The 20,842-nt window shown below is 34.4% G+C and carries 20 protein-coding genes and 1 riboswitch; of the genes, 4 read left to right on the forward strand and 16 right to left on the reverse strand.

Annotated features, from left to right (window positions below; all coding sequences use genetic code 11):
- Positions 1 to 68: 68 nt before the first annotated feature.
- The 5 genes from ptsP to auxA form a co-directional block, all read right to left on the reverse strand.
- On the reverse strand, positions 69 to 1,784 hold the full coding sequence (gene ptsP, locus NGI30_RS06985) for a phosphoenolpyruvate--protein phosphotransferase (protein WP_251516069.1): 1,716 nt from the start codon (positions 1,782 to 1,784) through the stop codon (positions 69 to 71).
- A 1-nt stretch (position 1,785) separates the two neighbouring features.
- Positions 1,786 to 2,052 (reverse strand): phosphocarrier protein HPr, encoded by a 267-nt coding sequence (locus NGI30_RS06990; protein WP_251516067.1) that lies wholly within the window; start codon positions 2,050 to 2,052, stop codon positions 1,786 to 1,788.
- A gap of 336 nt (positions 2,053 to 2,388) precedes the next feature.
- Positions 2,389 to 2,931 carry a DUF697 domain-containing protein gene (locus NGI30_RS06995; protein ID WP_251516065.1) on the reverse strand — a complete coding sequence of 181 codons (543 nt, stop codon included), beginning with the start codon at positions 2,929 to 2,931 and terminating at the stop codon, positions 2,389 to 2,391.
- A 57-nt stretch (positions 2,932 to 2,988) separates the two neighbouring features.
- Positions 2,989 to 4,158: a class I SAM-dependent rRNA methyltransferase gene (locus NGI30_RS07000; RefSeq protein WP_251943155.1), complete on the reverse strand. Its 1,170-nt coding sequence runs from the start codon at positions 4,156 to 4,158 to the stop codon at positions 2,989 to 2,991.
- A gap of 249 nt (positions 4,159 to 4,407) precedes the next feature.
- Entirely contained in the window at positions 4,408 to 5,709 is a 1,302-nt protein-coding gene (gene auxA / locus NGI30_RS07005; protein ID WP_251943157.1) for a lipoteichoic acid stability factor AuxA, read from the reverse strand.
- 266 nt (positions 5,710 to 5,975) lie between these two features.
- On the opposite strand from auxA, the gene graF reads away from it, so the two are divergent.
- The 4 genes from graF to NGI30_RS07025 all read left to right on the forward strand — a co-directional run bounded on the left by graF (position 5,976) and on the right by NGI30_RS07025 (position 9,483).
- Positions 5,976 to 6,110 (forward strand): glycopeptide resistance-associated protein GraF, encoded by a 135-nt coding sequence (gene graF / locus NGI30_RS07010; RefSeq protein ID WP_251516059.1) that lies wholly within the window; start codon positions 5,976 to 5,978, stop codon positions 6,108 to 6,110.
- Between the two features lie 389 nt (positions 6,111 to 6,499).
- Positions 6,500 to 6,601: riboswitch (TPP riboswitch) on the forward strand.
- An 82-nt stretch (positions 6,602 to 6,683) separates the two neighbouring features.
- The gene (locus tag NGI30_RS07015; RefSeq protein ID WP_251516057.1) at positions 6,684 to 7,259 is read left to right on the forward strand and encodes an ECF transporter S component; all 576 of its coding nucleotides are present in this window, start codon (positions 6,684 to 6,686) and stop codon (positions 7,257 to 7,259) included.
- 12 nt (positions 7,260 to 7,271) lie between these two features.
- Entirely contained in the window at positions 7,272 to 8,684 is a 1,413-nt protein-coding gene (locus NGI30_RS07020; protein WP_251516054.1) for an ABC transporter ATP-binding protein, read from the forward strand.
- Positions 8,677 to 9,483 (forward strand): energy-coupling factor transporter transmembrane component T family protein, encoded by an 807-nt coding sequence (locus NGI30_RS07025; RefSeq protein ID WP_251516051.1) that lies wholly within the window; start codon positions 8,677 to 8,679, stop codon positions 9,481 to 9,483. The genes NGI30_RS07020 and NGI30_RS07025 overlap by 8 nt, the downstream gene beginning before the upstream one ends.
- Positions 9,484 to 9,540: 57 nt before the next feature.
- Here NGI30_RS07025 and purD read toward each other — a convergent pair whose 3' ends face one another.
- Genes purD through purE form a run of 11 tightly spaced genes read right to left on the reverse strand, consistent with a single transcriptional unit; the run spans position 9,541 to position 20,767 of the window.
- A complete protein-coding gene (gene purD, locus NGI30_RS07030; protein ID WP_251943158.1) occupies positions 9,541 to 10,782 on the reverse strand; it encodes a phosphoribosylamine--glycine ligase in 1,242 nt (413 codons plus the stop codon).
- A 21-nt stretch (positions 10,783 to 10,803) separates the two neighbouring features.
- Positions 10,804 to 12,282 (reverse strand): bifunctional phosphoribosylaminoimidazolecarboxamide formyltransferase/IMP cyclohydrolase, encoded by a 1,479-nt coding sequence (gene purH / locus NGI30_RS07035; RefSeq protein WP_251943159.1) that lies wholly within the window; start codon positions 12,280 to 12,282, stop codon positions 10,804 to 10,806.
- Between the two features lie 15 nt (positions 12,283 to 12,297).
- Positions 12,298 to 12,864: a phosphoribosylglycinamide formyltransferase gene (purN, locus tag NGI30_RS07040; RefSeq protein WP_251943160.1), complete on the reverse strand. Its 567-nt coding sequence runs from the start codon at positions 12,862 to 12,864 to the stop codon at positions 12,298 to 12,300.
- Entirely contained in the window at positions 12,861 to 13,895 is a 1,035-nt protein-coding gene (gene purM / locus NGI30_RS07045; protein WP_251516039.1) for a phosphoribosylformylglycinamidine cyclo-ligase, read from the reverse strand. Before purM ends, purN begins: the two co-directional genes overlap by 4 nt.
- Positions 13,888 to 15,375, reverse strand: a complete 1,488-nt coding sequence (purF, locus tag NGI30_RS07050) for an amidophosphoribosyltransferase (RefSeq protein ID WP_251516036.1) — start codon at positions 15,373 to 15,375, stop codon at positions 13,888 to 13,890. The genes purM and purF overlap by 8 nt, the downstream gene beginning before the upstream one ends.
- A complete protein-coding gene (gene purL / locus NGI30_RS07055) occupies positions 15,354 to 17,543 on the reverse strand; it encodes a phosphoribosylformylglycinamidine synthase subunit PurL (RefSeq protein WP_251943161.1) in 2,190 nt (729 codons plus the stop codon). Before purL ends, purF begins: the two co-directional genes overlap by 22 nt.
- Positions 17,536 to 18,207 (reverse strand): phosphoribosylformylglycinamidine synthase I, encoded by a 672-nt coding sequence (gene purQ, locus NGI30_RS07060; protein ID WP_251943162.1) that lies wholly within the window; start codon positions 18,205 to 18,207, stop codon positions 17,536 to 17,538. The genes purL and purQ overlap by 8 nt, the downstream gene beginning before the upstream one ends.
- Positions 18,207 to 18,467: a phosphoribosylformylglycinamidine synthase subunit PurS gene (gene purS, locus NGI30_RS07065; protein ID WP_251516028.1), complete on the reverse strand. Its 261-nt coding sequence runs from the start codon at positions 18,465 to 18,467 to the stop codon at positions 18,207 to 18,209. The genes purQ and purS overlap by 1 nt, the downstream gene beginning before the upstream one ends.
- 2 nt (positions 18,468 to 18,469) lie before the next feature.
- Positions 18,470 to 19,171 carry a phosphoribosylaminoimidazolesuccinocarboxamide synthase gene (purC, locus tag NGI30_RS07070; RefSeq protein ID WP_251516025.1) on the reverse strand — a complete coding sequence of 234 codons (702 nt, stop codon included), beginning with the start codon at positions 19,169 to 19,171 and terminating at the stop codon, positions 18,470 to 18,472.
- Entirely contained in the window at positions 19,171 to 20,298 is a 1,128-nt protein-coding gene (gene purK, locus NGI30_RS07075; RefSeq protein ID WP_251516023.1) for a 5-(carboxyamino)imidazole ribonucleotide synthase, read from the reverse strand. Before purK ends, purC begins: the two co-directional genes overlap by 1 nt.
- The gene (gene purE / locus NGI30_RS07080; RefSeq protein ID WP_251943163.1) at positions 20,288 to 20,767 is read right to left on the reverse strand and encodes a 5-(carboxyamino)imidazole ribonucleotide mutase; all 480 of its coding nucleotides are present in this window, start codon (positions 20,765 to 20,767) and stop codon (positions 20,288 to 20,290) included. Before purE ends, purK begins: the two co-directional genes overlap by 11 nt.
- Positions 20,768 to 20,842: the final 75 nt, after the last annotated feature.

Here is a 20,842-nt window from a genome sequence, read left to right on the forward strand (position 1 = left end):
TACGAAATTTTTGTTTGAAAATTCGATGTCTGTCCCACACCCGATTTTTATTTATCATGTAATTGCGATTATTTTGCGTAATGATCAACTAATGTTTGAACTTCTTCAGTTGTCGCACAGTTAATTGCTTTAGCAGCTAATTCTTCCATTTCATTTTGACTTAAACCTTTGATTTGGCGACGTGCTTTAAGTACAGATGTTGCACTCATTGAAAACTCGTCTAAACCAAGACCTAATAATAATGGTATTGCTGTAGCATCTCCTGCCATTTCACCACACATACCTGTCCATTTACCTTCTTTATGTGAAGCGTCAATGACTTGTTTAACTAAGCGTAAAATTGAAGGGTTATATGGTTGATATAAGTATGAAACACGTTCAGACATACGATCTGCTGCCATCGTATATTGAATTAAATCATTCGTACCAATACTGAAGAAATCAACCTCTTTAGCAAAGATATCTGCTAAAGCCGCAGTTGAAGGTATTTCTACCATGATACCTAATTCGATATCATCAGAAACTTCTACACCTTCATTTTGTAATTTTTCTTTTTCTTCAAGTAATAATGATTTTGCATCACGGAATTCTTGTATTGTTGCTACCATTGGGAACATAATATTTAACTTTCCGTAAGCAGATGCGCGTAACAGTGCTCTAAGTTGTGGTCTGAAAATATCAGGCTGATCAAGACATAGACGAATTGCACGGTATCCAAGGAAAGGATTCATTTCATCCGGTAAATTAAGATATGGTAATTCTTTATCCCCACCGATATCTAACGTACGCACAACGACGCGTTTGTCTTCCATTGTTTCAAGCACTTTTTTATAAGCTTCGAACTGTTCATCTTCAGATGGTAACTCATTTCTACCCATGTAAAGGAATTCAGTACGGTAAAGACCGATACCTTCTGCACCATTATCCATCACACCAGTTAAATCATCAGGTGTTCCGATATTTGCTGCAAGTTCTGCATGTTTGCCATCTAACGTTTTTGTTTCTTCATCACGAAGTTTTTGTAATTCTTTTTTATCTTCAAAGAAACGTTCACGCTTGTTTTCATAAGCAATGACTTCATCATCAGTAGGGTCAACTATAACTTCACCTGTTAAGCCATCTACAATAATCATGTCACCTTGTTTAACTTCTTTGGAAATTGTTTTAGTACCTACTACGGCAGGTATCTCTAAAGAACGACTCATGATAGCTGAATGCGATGTTCTTCCACCAATGTTCGTAACAAAACCTTGCACGAACTCTTTATTTAATTGTGCAGTGTCTGAAGGTGTTAAATCGTTCCCAACGATGACAACGCTTTCATCAATCATACTAGGATTTGGTAATTCGACACCTAATAAATGTGCTAATACACGTTTAGAAACATCGCGGATATCAGCAGCACGTTCTTTCATGTATTCATTATCCATAGATTCAAATATAGTAATGAATTGACCAGTAACATCTGTTAATGCAGTTGGTGCGTTAACTTTTTCATTTTTTATTTTTTCTTCAATCGGTTGAATTAATTCTGGATCATCTAACACAAGTAAATGTGCATCAAAAATAGCTGCTTTATCAGCACCTATATTTTTTTCAGCATTGTTTCTAATCTTTGTTAACTCAACTTTGGATGTTTCGATAGCCTTTTTAAACAATTGTAGCTCTGCGTCTACATCAGTAACCTTTTCATTGTTAAATGACAAATCCGGCTCAACAATTAGATAAGCTTTGGCAATTGCTACACCATCAGATGCAGCAATCCCATTAATATAATTTGCCATATTATTCAGTTAAACCTTCTTTAGATAAGATTTCAGTTACTGCTTCAATTGCTTCTTTTTCATCGCTACCATCAGCATAGATGTTGATTTCAGCATCTTTACCTACGCCTAAGCTCATAACACCCATGATTGATTTTAAGTTAACTTTTTTACTATTATATTCAAGTTGAATATCTGAATCGAATTTAGATGCAGTTTGAACAAGCATCGTAGCTGGTCGTGCGTGAATACCTGTTTCGTCAATGATTATATATGATTTTTGTTCCATATTAAGATTTCTCCTTCGCATAGTTAGACTCGTTAGTTTATTATAAAACCTATCAATGTTTTATACAAATAAGATTACCAAAATATGCATGTAAATTCAATGCGTTATACCTGTGATGTAGCGTAATTTGGGCCAAATGCGGTTAAAGTGTAATAAAATTCTAACTATTCAAACATCTTTCTGTAACGGATGTTTTGAGTTTCTAATTTTAAAATTGATAAAAAAGAGTCTAAGACAAAATAAATGTCTCAGACTCTTTCTCAATAAGTGGGAGTAAGGAATCTCTATTAGAAACTTCGATTACTGTTCTACTCCTTTAATTTCATATTTATTTAATTAGACAATTTCTTTTACTACTTTTTCACATTTTTCAATGTGTTCATCGCCCATTTTTTTCATGAAATAATAACTTAATGATGCTGAAATAGCTTGACCTACAATTGGGAACCATTTCGTTTGTTTAGCTGCTACTCTTTTCGCAACATCTTTAACAACCATTTTTAATAATGCTTCTGAAATTTTTTTCCCAATAAATTGACTACCTTGAACAGCTGCGGCAGCAAATACACGTTCTCTCATGTCGTCGCCCATTGTGCTTACTTGATTATGATCTACACCATAAATTTTGTTTATATCTTCTATGATGTCTTTCATTAATTTAATATCCACACCAAAGTCTAAACCAGGAATCGGAACGACACTTACGCCTGATGAAAGCATTGATTTCTTTTTAACTAAAGTTTGCGCACGTTGACGTCTTTCAGCAATATCATCACTTGTTACTGGTAAGTTACTTTTTTCACTAATTTCTTCTATATTTAATACTTTATTACCAACTTTTTGTGTGAATTTATTCGTCACTTTATTTTTTATACCCATGAATTTCACTCCTCGTTAATATATTCATATTGAATGAATTACCCTATTTGAAGAAAATTATTGTATTTTAACGAAAATCGCTTTTAAATATTTTGAAGGTTTATAATGTGGATGTGTTTTAAAATCTTTCGGCAAGCCCATAACTTCTGCTAATTCAAAGTCTACACCAGCTTGTGTTAAAGTATCTTTCACTACCTTTTTAAAAGCTTTCAAATTAAATGTACTATTATTTGTACATAACAACATTGTGCCTTGAGGTGCGAGTACCTGCAAAGCGCCTTGAATCAATTTATCATAATCTTTCGTTACAGAAAATGTTTTCTTTTTATTTCTAGCAAAACTAGGCGGATCAACAACGATGGTGTCATAATCAAATTGATGTCTACTCGCATAATTGAAAAAGTCAAAAGTATCCATAACGAAAATATATTGTGATTTTGGGTCAATACCATTAAGACCAAAGTTTTCTTCCGTTAAAGGACGTGACCGGTTAGCTAAGTCCACACTCGTCGTTACTTTTGCATGTTCAACAGCAGCAACTGAAAATGCACCTGTATAGCTAAAAACATTTAATAAACGCTTATTTTCGGAAAATTGATCTTTTAATTTCTTTCTTACTTCTCTTTGATCAAGAAAAATACCTGTCATTGGACCATCATTTAAATCAACATTATAAAATGTGAAGTTTTCTTCTATTACAATTGGAAATTCTGGATCTTCTCCGTCAACAAAGCCACCATCAATTTGTGCATCTTTAAAACGTGTTTTCTCAAAAATTGAAGTATATTCAAATACATTTTTAAAGGCTTGTAATACACTGTAACGGAATTTATAAATGCCTTTTGAATACCATTGAATTAAAAAATGACCATCATAATTATCAATAGTCAAACCACCGACGCCGTCACCTTCACCATTAAATATTCTAAACGCATTCGTACCTTCTATATTATAAAAATATTGACGATCTTCTTTCGCGATTTCAAATAGTCGTTCGAAAAATTGTGTATTAATCACTTCATTTTTATCGTAACTTAACACCCAACCTATACCTTTATGTTGTTTACCAACGTATGCTGTAGCAATATAATTACCTTGATCATTTACGAGATGAAACAGTTCTCCATCCTTTAAATGATCGTATGCATATAAATCTTCTTCTTCAATTAATGGATATTCATTTAAATATTTCGTTTCTTTACCTTTATTTAATGTGGCAGTCTTCATTACATTTTGTCCGCCTTTCCTAATTTATCTGTTATTTATTCATTTTATCATCTTGGTGAGGTTAAATACCATGTTCATTTAAACATATTTAAATTACTGAAAAAAGTTAACCCAATATTGTTATATATAGTTGTAAATTTAACGATAAACACTATCTTTTCATTTGATTGTAGCTCAATAAAAAAATCGACAAAGTACATTAATCATACTTTGTCGATTATTTCTTAAGTTAATGAGTAATTTCATCGATTAATCTTTGGATGGTTCTCGCAATTTAATTACGAAAGCTACTGTAATTGTAATTAACATTAATAATAATGTTGGCGTAATAAATGTTGAGAATAATGAACCATGGACCATGATGTTTGCGAATTCTGTTAATAATTTGAAGAATAATATACTTACTAAGAATAAATGTAAGAAGTAGAACTTACCTCTTAAATAATTCGTTAATGTAGTTAAAATGTAAGCAATCATGATTAACATTAGAATTAATAATGTTACCCATTCTATGACTACTTGTGTTTGTGATAAATCCCAAGAATCACTTGTGAAGATTTCGCTTCGGTTACTAAATTCAAATAAAGTAAAGAATAGTAACACTGCCCCACAGAAGAGCTCTACGTAAAATGTTTTAAGCCATTTTGGTTTTTTCATCCAATTTGGAATATCATCTTCTTGAATATCAATTTTCTCTTTCCATTTAGTGATAAACTTATCTTTTTTATCTCTAACCTTTTGTAAATCAACGCTTCTTCTTGTTTTTCTAGTAAACTCTGTTGTTTTGTCTTGTATACTTTTAAAGTGTTCTTTAGTTTGATTAGACATTGATTCTTTTTTAGTTCGTGATAATTCCGGTTCTTCTTCCCCTAATTCCTGTTTCGTTAAAGGCAATGATCTTCTTAAGAATAAGAAATTCCAAATCGCCATTTGACCTAATAACCACATAATTAAGAAGAAAGTGTTCACACTTAAGATGTCTACAGGTACAATCTGTTTATCATCTATACGACCGTATAGTACAATTTGCGTTAACAAATAGGTAATACCATATAAAAAGATTATCCATAAGAAATGGGCTTTTCTACGATTAGGATTTAATTCATCCTTATAAATAATGTAACCTATATGTATAGCAAACGGTATGATGAATATGATTGCAAAGAAACTATAAACTTGCGTCATTAATGCAATTGTAATGATGAAGAATAAAACACCTATGACTAAAAAGAAAATAGAAATATCGTAATCATAGCTCGTTGTTCTAAAAAGTGTTACGCCAATATAAATTAATGCAATTCCAAATAATATTATTAAAATAGCACTGATAATCGGGAAACTCCCAATATAATTACTCATCACACGAATTATTTCTCTAAAAAATGCATTTATAAAGTCCCATACATTATGAATATGTAAGTCAATCTTACCTTTACCATTTAATTTGTTTATTAATGATAAGTTCACTAAAATAATGAGACCTAAAAATAGAGAAACAATGCCAATAATATAACTGTATAATATCTCAGCGTGCTTCTTTAAAAAGGACATACCATTCACCTCAAGGTTATTATATATGAACATCGCGTTCTTGTCTTTAATAAATTAGCAAATAAGTCTTTAGTATGATATAAATACCTTATAATTTGCATATTTAAACTTCTACAATACATGTGACAAAAATTTTTAGTACAGAAATTCCAACGTCCTCCATTATATCGTCGACGTTATAACAATTGTTAGTGGTTTAATTTTATCGAAACGGGTAAATATAGAGTGAAACATATTTTACAAATATGGTAAGGAGTGTATGTGATATGAGTAAAGAAGAACAAAACAAACAAGCTGCCGAAGAAGCAAAAAAAGCTGAAGATAAATTAAAAGAACAACAAGAATCTAAAGATGAAGGTTCTGAAGAAACACAACAAGATATTCAAGACACATTAGACTAAAAAATAGATTAACGTCATTCCCTTTTACGTGAATGGCGTTTTTTAATTCATGATTTTTCTTATATTCAAATTACCACAAACATCTGCGTCTGAGACAATAATAGGTTTTTCAGACTTTTTATCAACTTGGCAGTAGATGTCTGAATTGAAAATGCGCTTATAACAAGCTTTTTTCAATCCTAGTCATCCTTCCCGTGTGGGACTACGAAATCTTTATTAGGAAATTCGATTTCTGTCCCACTCCCTTTTTGTCAATGAGTGAAACTACGAAATCTCTATAATAGAAATTTCGATTTCTGTCCCAGTCCCAATTTACGAAAAGAACATTCCATGATAACCTTGACAGGATGTAACAAAAGGCATACATTAGAATTAAAATTTAAATATAACATTCGCACTAGGGGTGTTTTGTGACTGAGATGAGGTAAACCCTCAAACCCTTCGAACCTGATCTAGATGAAACTAGCGTAGGAAAGTGTACCGAATCAATGTGTATACACAAACTGTGATTCGGATGCTTTCGTACGCACAATCTATTTTAGGTTGTGCGTTTTTATATTAGGAGGAAGAACAATGTCAAAAGGACTCAAATTATCAGAAATACTTGTTACCGTATTAATTGCTGTTGTCTTTGCGGTCATATATAACCTTTGGTATGTAGTTTACAATGCAATGAAAGTAACTGGGCTACATATTGAAGAGCTTTCTTATGGCGCATGGTTTATGGCTGCTGTTGTTGCGTACTTAATTATTCCAAAAGTAGGAATCGCATTATTAGCAGAGTTTGCTGCAGGCGCTGGGGAAACAATCATTACAGGAAAATTCGATCCCGCCGTAATGATTTATGCCTTTATCCAAGGTTTAGCTTGTGAGATTATATTCGCTATCTTTAGATATAAGTCTCGTTCAGCAATGGTCGCAATGCTCGCCGGATTATTAACAGCTATCTCTACATTACCTTTAGATTTTGCATATGGTTATTTAAATGAACTAGCAGGATGGAATTTAGCATTATATATTATTTTCCGTCTCATCGGAGGCATCGTAGTAGCTGGTTTATTCTCTTACTTAATCGTTAAGGCATTAGATCAGACAGGAGTAACGAGATTGTTTAGAACTTCAAACAAAAGTGACTACGACAATTTATAAGGGGCTCTTAATGTGATAATCGCAAAAAATTTACGACTTAAATATCCAAGTGTCGATCATAAAACATTTGATAATTTAAATTTAGAAATACCTGATAAACAAAAGGTATTACTTGTTGGTCCATCTGGCTCTGGCAAAAGCACTTTATTGAATGTTTTAAGTGGAATTGTGCCAGAATTAATCGATTTACCAATGAAATACGATAAACTCCAAATTGATAAACATTGTGGCATGATATTCCAAGATCCCGATGCACAATTTTGTATGCCTAAAGTATACGAAGAACTTGCATTTGTGTTAGAAAACCGTCAAGTGCCCAGAGATGAAATGGACAGACACATTGAAGAAGCCTTATCAGCTGTAGGACTAGATGTCGATAAAGAACAATACATTAACCATTTAAGTGGCGGTATGAAACAGAAGCTTGCAATAGCTGAAACATTATTGCAACAAGCCGACACACTGTTTTTAGATGAACCAACCGCGATGTTGGATATCGAATCTACCGCTGATTTGTGGAACAAAATTAAGGACTTATGGTCAAATCAAACTGTCATTATTGTCGAACATAAAGTTGAACACATTTGGCAACATGTGGACCGCGTTATTTTAATTAACTATGATGGTGCGATTGTTGCAGATGATACACCGATAAATATTTTAAACAATTATGAACATCTGTTATCTGAATATGGTGTTTGGCATCCGAAAGCATGGAACGCAGCACCACAACCTATTAAATACCAACCGCAAATAACAGATGATGATAAATTTGAATTTAAAGATACTCATATAAAACGGAGTAAACATGAACTCATCCACATCCCCTATCGAGAAATCGACTCAGGTGAATGGATTACGATTACTGGACGTAACGGCTCGGGTAAAACAACTTTACTTGAATCAATGATGCAGTTAATTAAATACGATGGGAAAATGTATTTTAATCAGAAAAAATTGTCTAAAATTAAAGAAGCAGCTCAACATATGTATCTCGTATATCAGAACCCAGAATTACAATTTATGACGAATTCTGTATATGAAGAAATCAATATTCAGTTTAAAAATCATAAAACAGATGAAAAGAAAGCGGACGCGTTAACACTATCAATGTTACAAACATTAGATTTAGAAAGAGTTAAATCTCAACACCCATTCGAGCTTTCAGTGGGTCAGAAACGACGTTTAAGCGTTGCGATTGCTTTAAGTTCTAATTCAAAGTTTATTATATTAGATGAACCTACATTCGGATTGGATAGTCATAATACATTCAATTTAATCAATTTATTTAATGAACGTATTACGAAAGGTCAAACGATTATCATGGTAACACATGATCCTGAAATCATATCACGCTACCCTACACTTCGTTTACATGTAAATCAACAACAATTGGTTGAAGTCGAGGAGGTAGCTCATGTTTGATATTTGGAAAAAACATTATACATTTGTTGATGACGTCAACATTATCACCAAACTTACTTTAGGTATCTTATTGTTCTTTTATGTCATCTTTATACACCAGTTTGATTATATGTTATATCTAGGAATATTCATGTTGGTGTTCTTGTTATTATTTAGTGGTTTAAAGATGAAAGTGACACTATCATTTATCGTCGCCACGATATTTTTCTGTTTTTTATCTTGCCTCTTCATGATTTTTTATGGTGAAGGCACTCATGTCATTTTCAAATTCGGATTTATAAAAATCAGTGTGGAAAGTTTATATCGAGGGTTGCACTTAGCTTTACGTTCATTTACTGTCGCAACTTATGGTATGGTGCTTGCCTTCACATCTGAAATAGTTATGATTTTTTATAGTCTTATGCAACACTTAAAGGTAAAACCTAAGTTTGCATACGCCTTTATGGCAGCTATCCGTATGGTTCCACTTATGATAACTTCACTCATTCAATTAAGGCGCTCTTTAAAAATGCGTTATCAAATGATAGATGCCAAAAATTATAGAGGTTTTAAGAGACTCAAACATTTACTTATTCCTTTATTAAGTCAAAACATCCGCAAGGCTCATCAATTATCCGTTGCGATGGAGAAAAAAGGATTCCAAGATGGCAAGCGAACATATTATTACTATGCAGGTTTCTCTTACAAAGATTTAATCTTTATTATAGTAGTGCTATGTATTGTGCTTGTAGCAGGTATATGTGCACATATGCTTCCAATATCAGGCATCCATGATGTGCGTGTTTCAAATATGTATTAATTTAAATTAAAAAATCGACGACATCAAAACGCTTTATATGATGTCGACGATTTTTATTTATTTTTTTATTGCTTTATCACTAATATCTGAACGATAGAAGAGTGCATCACTTTCTATTTTATCAACCGCTTCATAGGCTTGTACTTTCGCTTTTGCGATATCATCACCTTCACCTATCGCTAAAATAACACGTCCACCAGAAGTTACATATTTGTCTTGCTCTTTCTTTAATCCACTTACAAAATACTTACCATCTAAAGTGAAACCTGATACTTGTTTACCCTTTTCATAACTACCAGGATAGCCTTTTGATGCTAACATTACACCAACAACTGATTGTGATTTCCATTTAAATGTAATGGGTTGTTTTTGCTCTAAATCAATGATGTGTTGCATTAAGTCGCTTTCCATACGCGTTAATAATACTTGTGCTTCAGGGTCTCCAAAACGTGCATTAAATTCAATTACTTTTGGACCTTCTGACGTTAAAATCGCACCAATATATAACAGACCAAAGAACGGTGTACCTTCCTCAACCATCGCTTTTGCAATAGGTTGCGCAATCTTGTCGTTTGTTTGTTGTAACACATCTTCACCGATATGTGGCACTGGACAATAAGCACCCATACCACCTGTGTTTGGACCTTCATCATGATCGAAGGCACGTTTATGATCTTGAGCAATACAATCGAATGGAACTGCATATGTTCCATTAACAAATGTCATTAATGAGAACTCTTCACCCTCTAAAAATTGCTCAAAAACAACGATACCGTCTTCTTCAGGATAAAGTTTCTCAACAGCTTCATTTGCTTCTTCTAAATTATTAGCAATGATAACGCCCTTACCTGCAGCTAACCCGTCTTTTTTCAATACAATTGGGTATTCACAACGTTGGATATAATTTTGAGCCTCGGTTTTTGTTTTGACTTCTTTGTATTCTGCAGTAGGTATGTCATATTTTTGCATGAGTTGTTTGGCAAATAGCTTTGAACCTTCGATTTGGGCTGCTGCTTTTTTAGGACCAAATACTTTTATGTCATTTGCTTCAAGTTTATCTGCTAAACCTTCAGTTAAAGGTTGTTCAGGCCCAATAACTGTCCAATCGATATCATGTTCTTGTGCAAATGACACGATTGTATCATGGTCTGTTTCAGCTATATCACTTTGCACTTGTGCAATTTCTGACATTGCATCATTTCCTGGTATGGCAAATAATTCATTGACGAGTGGAGATTGATGTAATTTATGCGCTAGTACATGCTCTCTACCACCTGCACCTATGACTAAAATTTTCATACTTGATTTACCTCCATAATATTAGTGTTTAAAATGACGTACGCCAGTTGTTACCATTGCAATTCCGTGTTTGTTTGCCATCTCAATAGAGTCTTTATCTTTAATAGAGCCACCAGGTTGAATAATCGCTTTGATGCCTGATTGTGCCGCAAGCTCTACTGTGTCATCCATAGGGAAGAAACCATCTGAAACCATAACGACTTCATCATTAATTTCGATTGCTCTTTCGATGGCAATTTTTGCTGAACCAACACGATTCATTTGACCAGCACCAATACCAACAGTTTGTTTAGGGTTCGTTAAAATAACTGCATTACTTTTAACTGATGCAACGACTTTCCAACCTAATAACATTGCATCCCATTGAGCTTCCGTAGGTTCTGCTTCGGTAACGACTTCCATCTCTTCACGATTTGTAACGACGTTATCTTTATCTTGAACGAGATATCCTCCTGAAACAGATACAACCTCTTTTTCACTATTATCAATCGTCATATCAATTTCTAACAATCTAATATTTTTCTTCTGACTTAATACATCGAACGCTTCTCGCGTAAATTTAGGTGCGATGACTACTTCTAAAAAGATTTCATGAAAAGACTGTGCTAATTCAGTATCTACTGTTCTATTGAATGCTACAATACCACCAAAGATTGATTGACTATCCGCTTCGTATGCATATTTGTAAGCTTGTTCAATTGTATCTGCTACCCCTACACCACATGGATTCATATGTTTAACTGCAACAGCTGCTGGTTTATCAAATTGTTTTACTAATGAAAGTGTAGCGTCTGCATCTTTAATATTATTGAAACTTAACTGTTTACCATGTAATTGTTTTGCACCAGCTAATGTATGCAATGCGTCTGAAGTACGTACGAAATGCGCAGATTGTTGTGGGTTTTCACCGTAGCGTAATTGTTCTTTATTATCTTTGAAGAACTCAACAATTGCAGCATCATATTGATTTGTGTGATCAAATACTTTAATCATCAATGATTTTCTGAAATCTTCATCTAAATTATCGTTTTCTAATCTTTCGATTACGTCATTATAATCAGATGGGTGTACAACAGTTGTGACATGTTTAAAGTTTTTAGCTGCTGCACGTAACATTGTCGGTCCACCGATATCAATGTTTTCAATTGCATCCATTTCAGTAACATCAGGATTAGCTACTGTTTCTTGGAACGGATATAAATTCACAACTACCATATCGATTAAATCAATATGTTGTTCTTTTAACTGTTCAAGATGTTCAGGTTTATCACGATCTGCTAAAATGCCACCGTGTACTGATGGATGCAATGTTTTCACACGTCCATCCATAATTTCTTCAAATTGCGTTAAATCTGAAATTGATTTAACAGGGACATCAGCATCGACTAAAGTACGCATTGTGCCTCCTGTTGAATACAACTCATATCCTAATTTGTTTAAAGATTGAGCAAACGCAACAATGCCACTTTTATTTGATACACTTAAAATTGCTTTTTTCATGTTACTTAGCACCTCTTATTGAATGATTTTTGATATAACTTCTGGATATAATTGATGTTCGATTGCTTTGATACGCTCTTCCAATTGTGCTTTCGTATCTTCTTTATAAATTGGACAAGTTCCTTGTTCGATAATTTCTCCTGTGTCCATCCCACTGTCTACATAATGTACGGTTGAACCTGTCACCGTATCTCCACTTTCAAATGCTTGTCCAACTGCATCTTTCCCTTTGTATTTAGGTAAAAGGGACGGATGTATATTTAGAATCCGTCTATCATATGCATTGAGTATATGCTCACCGATAAGCTTCATATAACCAGCTAAGATAATCCACTCTACTTTCTCGGCAGTTAACCATTCTATAATCTTTCGTTCGTAATCTGCTTTAGAATCAAAGTTCTTCAACTCATTAATATGCACATCGAGGTTGAATTTTCTAGCGCGTTCGATACAATAAGCATTAGCTTTATCAGTATATAAAGCTGTTACTTCAATATTTTGTAACTTTCCTTCTTCGATAGCATTCATGATGCTTTCAAAGTTACTGCCTGAACCGGACGCAAAAATAGCTATTTTGGTCAATTTTCTACCCCCGTTAACTCTATTGACTTCTCGCCTTCTACAATTTCACCAATTTGATATGCATTTACTTGATGCTTATTTAAGATTTCTAAAGTTTCTGTAGCTTTATCTTCATCAACAATGAGTGTAAAACCAATTCCCATATTAAATACGTTGTACATCTCATCAGTTGAAATTTCGCCTTCTGATTGAATCCAATTAAAAATTTCTGGTGTTGGGAATTGAGTTACATCTACTTTCGCTGTTACACCTTCTGGTAATGCTCTAGGAATATTCTCATAAAATCCACCGCCAGTAATATGTGTCATTGCATGGATTTTAATTTGCTCTTTTACTGCTAATACAGGTTTTACATATAATCGTGTAGGCTCTAAAAATGCTTCTAAATAACTTCGGTTGTCATCAAATTGATCGTCTAAATTAATATTTGATTGTTTAATTAATCTTCTAACTAAACTATAACCATTTGAATGAACGCCACTTGATTCAAGACCAATGATTACTTGACCTGGCTTGACTGAAGAACCATCGATATAGTCATCTTTTTCAACTGCGCCTACTGCAAAACCAGCTAAATCATATTCACCTTCATGGTACATTTCGCCCATCTCAGCTGTTTCTCCACCGATTAAAGCAGTGTTTGTTTCCTCGCATCCATCACTAACACCTTTAACAATCTGTTCAATTACCTCAGGAACCACTTTGTTTGTCGCAATATAATCTAAGAAGTATAAAGGTTCTGCACCTGTCGTTAAAATGTCGTTAACACACATTGCAACAGCATCGATACCAATTGTGTCATGCTTATTATGATCGATAGCAAGCTTTAATTTCGTACCTACACCATCAGTTCCAGATACAAGTAAAGGTGCTTTCATCTCTAGCTGTGATAAATCAAATGTTGCTCCGAAACCACCCAGTCCACCTAGTACTTCTTTACGCATCGTGCGTTCCACATGGCTCGACATACGTTCAACCGCTTCATAACCTGCGTTAATATCTACACCTGCTTTTTGATATGCTTTAGACATTCAAATTACCCTCTTTATCAAAGTATTGTTTGTGATTTGCTAAATATTCTTTTTGTCTTTCGCTCAATTGATCTATGAAATTCGGTTCATAATCGTATAATCCGGCTGGATAATCACCTGTAAAACTTTCTACACATAATCCACTGTATGGGACATCTTCATCTAAACCAATAGAGTCAATTAATCCATCTACTGAAAGGTAAGCAACAGAATCAGCACCGATATGTTCGCTTATTTCTTCTGGTGATTTATTTGCTGAAATTAATTCTGACGTAGTAGAAACATCAATGCCGTAAAAGCTTGGGAACATAAATTCAGGTGATGCAATACGTACATGTATTGATTTCGCACCTGCATCTTTAAGCATGCGCACAATTCTACGGCTTGTCGTACCTCTTACAATTGAGTCATCAACTAGGACGATATTTTTATCTTGTACAATATCTTTCACAGCTGATAATTTTACGCGTACACCTTGTTCACGGAGTTCTTGTGTCGGTTGAATAAAAGTTCTTGCAACATATTGGTTTTTTACGAGTCCCATTTCATAAGGTAAACCACTTTCTTCGGCGTACCCAGATGCAGCAGAAAGTGATGAATTCGGTACACCAATCACCATGTCGGCATCTTGCGCAGGACTTTCAATCGCTAATTGTTTACCAGATTGTTTACGTACGGCGTGTACGTTTTTACCTGCAATTGTAGAATCTGGTCTTGCAAAATAAATATATTCCATAGCTGAAATCGCTGTCGTAGTATGATGTGTATATGATTCCACTCGAATACCGTCATCATTTATTACAACATATTCACCTGCATGGATATCACGAACGAATTCGCCACCTAGTACATCTATTGCACAAGTTTCACTTGCTAATATATACGCACCGTTTTTCATTTTACCGACAACTAACGGTCGGATTGCATTAGGATCGACTGCCCCGTATAGTGCATCTTTTGTTAATAATGCAAACGTGAAACCACCTTTAATCTTTCTTAAGCTTTCTTTTAATGCTTCTTCAAATGAAGGTGCTTTACTTCTACGAATTAAGTGCATAATTACTTCAGTATCTGATGAAGAATGGAATATAGATCCTTGATGTTCTAATGCTTTTCTTAAACTTTGCGCATTGATTAAATTACCATTGTGACAAACTGCTACACTCATATCATAGAAATGATATACGAACGGTTGAATGTTTTCGATGCCTTTATTTCCAGATGTTGCGTATCTCACATGGCCGATTGCATGTTGGTGCGATTTTAATGATTCTAATTTAATGTCTGATATAGCTTCAGTTAATAAACCTAAACCGCGCTCACCTTTAAGTGTTTCTCCATTTGAAACTGCAATACCGGCACCTTCTTGACCACGATGCTGTAAACTATGCAGTCCCATATAAGTTAATTGTGCTGCCTCGTTATGATTCCAAATACCAAATACGCCACATTCTTCATTTAATCCACTGATGTCATACATTGAGGAATTGCTCCTTCCCATATTTCATTCAGATTTGAAACTTCGCGTTCCACATTCGTTTGTTTATTTGTAACTTTGAAACTGTTATCTGATGTTAATGTTCCAATTTCAACTGCATTATCTATGTCTAATGACTGACCTTCTTTAACTGTTACGATATAGCGTCCTTGTGTTTCACTAAATAATTGTTCATTCGTAACATCTAATTCAACATCCATACCCAATTGGTAATGTGCACTTAATTTAGCTAGTGTAATTAATAAACCACCTTTACCAACTGTTTGTACATGTGATGCTACGCCATTTCTAATTGCAGATTTGATCGCTTCACCTTTTTGAATTTCATCTGACAAATCAATGCTTTCAAATTCGTGATTGACTTTATCAAATAATAATTTCTCAATTTGACTTCCACCAAAGTCATTATTTGTTTCGCCTACCACATATACTTTTTCATTCGCTTGAGGTTTAAAGTCATTTAAATAATTGATATCTTCAATTAAACCGACCATACCAACTATTGGAGTTGGGAATATAGAAGTCTCACGTGTTTCGTTATATAATGAAACATTTCCTGAAACGACTGGCGTTTCTAACGATCTACAAGCTTCCGCCATGCCTTTTGTAGAATCATTTAATTGTTGATAAATTTCTTTTTTCTCTGGTGAACCGTAGTTAAGACAATCCGTCATAGCTAATGGTGTGGCACCTACTGCGATTAGATTACGATAGGCCTCTGCTACAACCATCTTTCCACCTTCATAAGGATTATTAAATACATAACGTGCTTCACCATCAATTGTTGAAGCTATAGCTTTATTTGTGTCTTCCACTCGTACTACAGATGATTGAAGTCCTGGTTTGATAATTGTATTCGCACCAACTTGTTGATCGTATTGTTCGTATAAATAACGTTTAGATGCTATCGTTGGATGTTGTAACAATTGATCAAAGACATTGTTAACGTCGATATCGCTGTAATCATTTTTACTTTGGTTATACTCAGGTGCTTCACCTTCTAAGACATAAACAGGAGCTTCACCAGATAATGGTTGAACAGGAATATCTGCATAAACTTCATCTTCATAAGTTAATACGAATTGATCTGTATCTGTAACTTCACCAATAACTGCACTATCTAATTCATGTTTTTCAAATAAATCTAAGAACTTATCCTCAGTGCCTTTTTCAACTACGAGTAACATACGTTCTTGCGTTTCTGATAACATCATTTCGTACGGTGAGATGCCTTCTTCTCGTGTTGGAACCTTTTCTAATTGTAAGTGTAGGCCACTTCCACCTTTAGCTGCCATTTCTGAAGAAGATGATGTTAAACCAGCAGCACCCATATCTTGGATACCTATAAGTTCATCGTACGTAATCGCTTCTAAAGTAGCTTCCATCAATTTCTTACCTACGAATGGGTCCCCGATTTGAACAGAAGGTCGTTTACTTTCGCTATCTTCACTCAATTCTTCAGATGCAAATGTAGCGCCGTGAATGCCATCACGCCCTGTTTTAAGACCGACATAAATTACAGAGTTTCCTACACCTTTAGCTGTACCTTTTTGTACCATGTCGTGGTCGATAATACCTACACACATTGCATTTACTAAAGGATTGCCATCATAGCGATCGTCAAATTCAATTTCACCAGCTGTAGTTGGAATTCCGATACAGTTACCATAACCACCGATACCTGCAACTACACCATTTAATAAGCGACGATTTTGTTTTTCTGTTAATTCACCAAAACGTAAACTATTTAATAGATTAATAGGTCTTGCACCTATTGAAACGATATCTCTAATAATACCTCCGACACCAGTTGCTGCACCTTGATATGGTTCAACGGCTGAAGGGTGGTTATGTGATTCAACCTTAAATACTACTGCTTGATTGTCGCCGATGTCTACAACACCTGCACCTTCACCAGGACCCATTAATACATGTTCACCTGATGTTGGGAATTGTGTTAAAAACGGTTTTGAATGTTTATAAGAGCAATGTTCACTCCACATAACTGAGAAGATACCAATTTCAGTAAAATTTGGTTCTCTTTCTAATATTTCACAAACTTTATCGTATTCAGCATCACTTAAACCCATGTCTTTATACAAACGTTCTAATTTAATTTCTTCCGCACTAGGTTCAATAAATTTAGACATTTTGTTCCCTCCAACTATTCACCATTGCTTCAAATAATTTTATACCACTATCTGTTCCTAAAATAGACTCTATTGCGCGTTCAGGATGTGGCATCATTCCACAGACATTTCCTTCTTTATTTACGATACCAGCAATATCATTGTATGAACCGTTAGGATTGTCTTCGTATTTTAAAATAATTTGATTATTTTTTTCTAAATCTTCGTACATTTCTGACGTGCAATAATAATGTCCCTCACCATGTGCAACAGGATATACTACGACTTCATCTTTATCGTATAAATTTGTATACGGTGTTTCATTATTGATAACTTTTAGTGATTCATTACGACTAACAAATAGATGAGAATCATTGTGTAATAAAGCACCAGGTAATAAACCTATTTCAGTTAAAATTTGGAAACCATTACACACACCTAATACAGGTTTACCTTCGTCCGCTAAACGTTTTACTTCCTTTATAATAGGTGCCACACTAGCCATTGCACCTGATCTTAAATAATCACCAAATGAAAATCCTCCAGGGATAAGCACCCCATCAAAGCCTTCTAAAGATGTATTACGATAATCAACGTAATCTGCATCTACGCCAGATTTTATGGCTGCATTGTACATATCACGGTCACAGTTTGACCCTGGAAATTTAAGCACTGCAAACTTCATTATGCTTTCTCTCCTTCTTCCACGACTTTGTAGCTATATTCTTCGATAACCGTATTTGCAAATAGTTTCTCACTTAATGTAGTTACGACATTATTTACCGCTTCATCTGTCGCTTCATCTACTGTCATGTATAAAACCTTACCAACGCGAATATCATTCACCTGCGTATAACCTAAATCATGTACCGCACGGTTTAACGCTTGTCCTTGAGTATCTAATACTTGTGGTTGTAATGTGATATGCAATTCAATAGTTTTCATTTTTATAATGCCTCCAATTTATTTAAGAAAGTTTCATATGTGTCAATAATTGAACCTGTGTCTTCACGATAAACGTCTTTATCTAAGTTTTTATCACTATGCTTTTCCCAAATACGACATGTATCAGGAGAAATTTCGTCTGCTAGTAATATTTTACCCTCTGGTGTACGGCCAAACTCGATTTTAAAATCTACTAATCTTAAATTCATTTCATCCATTAAGTTAACTAATGCTTGATTTACTTCAAGTGCAGCTTGTTTTAAATGACCTACTTCTGCTTCAGAAGCAAGGTGCAATAATTGGATATGGTCTTCGGTAATTAGTGGATCATTGAGGTCATCATTCTTATAGAAAAATTCGACTAACGGTGTGTCAAATTCGTGACCTTTTTCAAAACCAAGACGTTTTGTAATTGAGCCAGCTGCAATGTTTCGGACTACTACTTCTAATGGGATAATTTCTACTGATTTAACAAGTTGTTCCGTTTCAGAGAGTTGCTTTACAAAATGACTATTTACGCCTTTAGATTGAATATATTCAAATATTTTTGAAGTAATCAGATTGTTTAAACGACCTTTCCCTTCGATTGAATCTTTCTTAGCACCGTTTCCTGCTGTCACTTCGTCTTTATACTCAACGCGTAATACATCAGATTGCTCAGTTGAATAGATACGTTTTGCTTTACCTTCATATAATAAAGACATTAATTATATCTCCCTTCAAATTTCTCTAACATTTCACTCTCAGTTTGATTAACATCATCCGTTAAGATTGTAATGTGTCCCATTTTTCTATCAGGTTTACGCTCAGTCTTTCCATATACATGGACATGCCATTCAGGATGCGAACTAAATTGATCTTCAAGTAAATCTAAATCTCTGCCTAATAGGTTCATCATGACAGCTGGTTTAAGTAATTCAATATTCGCAGGTAATTGTTGACCAGTCACAGCTAAAATGTGTGTGTCAAATTGCGAATAATCACACGCCTCAATTGAATAATGTCCAGAATTGTGAGGTCTTGGTGCAATTTCATTAACGTATAAATTATCATTTACATCAATAAAGAACTCTACTGTAAAAGTACCTACAAAGTGAATATGATTGATAATTTTTTCAACTTCTTCACGTGCTTCCTGCGTTTTATCTGATCGTGCAGGAACGATTGTTTTAAATAATATTTGATTTTGATGTTCATTTTCCTGTAGTGGGAAATACGCAATTTGGTTATCGTTACCGATTGTCACGGTTAGAGATACTTCCTGTTGTAATGCTAAATATTGTTCAGCCACGCATTCTTGTTCTTTTACAAGTTCAGTAGCTTCATCTAATGCACTCTCATCTTCAACTAATATTTGACCTTTACCATCATATCCACCGAATCTCGTTTTTAAGATAAAAGGATAACCGATTGTATCTATAGCCTCTTGTAAATCACTAGGCTCAGATATTTGTACGAAAGGAGCAATTTTCGTTTGAGCCGCTTGGAGTGATTCTTTTTCCGTCAATCTATCTTGTAGTAATTGAATAGCTTCGTATCCTTGAGGAATATTATATGTTGAGACTAATGTTTGTAACTGTGTTGCTGAAATATTTTCAAATTCATACGTAATTACATCTGACAGTTTACCTAATTTATTCAGTGCATCAATGTCGTCATAATTCGAATTGATAAAATCATTGGCAACATACTGACAAGGACATGCTTCGTCCGGATCCAATACGATGACCTTGTAACCCATCTTTTGTGCTGACTGGGCCATCATCTTACCAAGTTGTCCGCCGCCTATAATTCCAATTGTTGAACCAAAGTTCAATGTTTTAAAGTTCACGTTGCATTTCACTCACTTTCTCAACCAATGATCTTTCATAATTTTCTAATTTTTCACGTACTTCATCATTTTGAATACTGAGCATTCTTGCAGCTAAAATGCCTGCGTTTTTGGCTCCTGATTTACCTATAGCTGTTGTTGCAACAGGAATACCACCTGGCATTTGAACGATTGATAATAAAGAATCTAATCCTTTCAAGCTCTTAGACTCAATTGGCACACCTATAACTGGTAAAGTTGTCATAGACGCAACCATACCTGGTAAATGAGCTGCACCACCTGCGCCAGCTATAATAACATCGTAACCATTTGCTCTTGCTTCATTTGAAAATTCAAACATTAATTGTGGCGTACGATGTGCTGAAACTACCTTTTTATCGTACGGAATTTCGAATTCTTCAAGCATTGCGCAACTTTCTTTCATTGTTTCCCAATCTGAAGAACTACCCATAATGACTACCACTCTCAAATTGAACACCCTTTCAGAAATTTGAAATAGTACTACTAATCGTTGTATATTACAAATATAGCATAACAATTAAAC

This window comes from Staphylococcus sp. Marseille-Q5304, assembly GCF_943737015.1.
Classification (GTDB): domain Bacteria; phylum Bacillota; class Bacilli; order Staphylococcales; family Staphylococcaceae; genus Staphylococcus; species Staphylococcus hsinchuensis.

What these genes read in the sequence shown, in the direction of transcription:
- ptsP (WP_251516069.1), bottom strand. Translation starts at nt 1,784, where the DNA reads ATGGCAAATTATATTAATGGGATTGCTGCATCTGATGGTGTAGCAATT.
- NGI30_RS06990 (WP_251516067.1), bottom strand. Translation starts at nt 2,052, where the DNA reads ATGGAACAAAAATCATATATAATCATTGACGAAACAGGTATTCACGCA.
- NGI30_RS06995 (WP_251516065.1), bottom strand. Translation starts at nt 2,931, where the DNA reads ATGGGTATAAAAAATAAAGTGACGAATAAATTCACACAAAAAGTTGGT.
- NGI30_RS07000 (WP_251943155.1), bottom strand. Translation starts at nt 4,158, where the DNA reads ATGAAGACTGCCACATTAAATAAAGGTAAAGAAACGAAATATTTAAAT.
- auxA (WP_251943157.1), bottom strand. Translation starts at nt 5,709, where the DNA reads ATGTCCTTTTTAAAGAAGCACGCTGAGATATTATACAGTTATATTATT.
- graF (WP_251516059.1), top strand. Translation starts at nt 5,976, where the DNA reads ATGAGTAAAGAAGAACAAAACAAACAAGCTGCCGAAGAAGCAAAAAAA.
- NGI30_RS07015 (WP_251516057.1), top strand. Translation starts at nt 6,684, where the DNA reads ATGTCAAAAGGACTCAAATTATCAGAAATACTTGTTACCGTATTAATT.
- NGI30_RS07025 (WP_251516051.1), top strand. Translation starts at nt 8,677, where the DNA reads ATGTTTGATATTTGGAAAAAACATTATACATTTGTTGATGACGTCAAC.
- purD (WP_251943158.1), bottom strand. Translation starts at nt 10,782, where the DNA reads ATGAAAATTTTAGTCATAGGTGCAGGTGGTAGAGAGCATGTACTAGCG.
- purH (WP_251943159.1), bottom strand. Translation starts at nt 12,282, where the DNA reads ATGAAAAAAGCAATTTTAAGTGTATCAAATAAAAGTGGCATTGTTGCG.
- purM (WP_251516039.1), bottom strand. Translation starts at nt 13,895, where the DNA reads ATGTCTAAAGCATATCAAAAAGCAGGTGTAGATATTAACGCAGGTTAT.
- purF (WP_251516036.1), bottom strand. Translation starts at nt 15,375, where the DNA reads ATGTATGACATCAGTGGATTAAATGAAGAATGTGGCGTATTTGGTATT.
- purL (WP_251943161.1), bottom strand. Translation starts at nt 17,543, where the DNA reads ATGTCTAAATTTATTGAACCTAGTGCGGAAGAAATTAAATTAGAACGT.
- purQ (WP_251943162.1), bottom strand. Translation starts at nt 18,207, where the DNA reads ATGAAGTTTGCAGTGCTTAAATTTCCAGGGTCAAACTGTGACCGTGAT.
- purS (WP_251516028.1), bottom strand. Translation starts at nt 18,467, where the DNA reads ATGAAAACTATTGAATTGCATATCACATTACAACCACAAGTATTAGAT.
- purC (WP_251516025.1), bottom strand. Translation starts at nt 19,171, where the DNA reads ATGTCTTTATTATATGAAGGTAAAGCAAAACGTATCTATTCAACTGAG.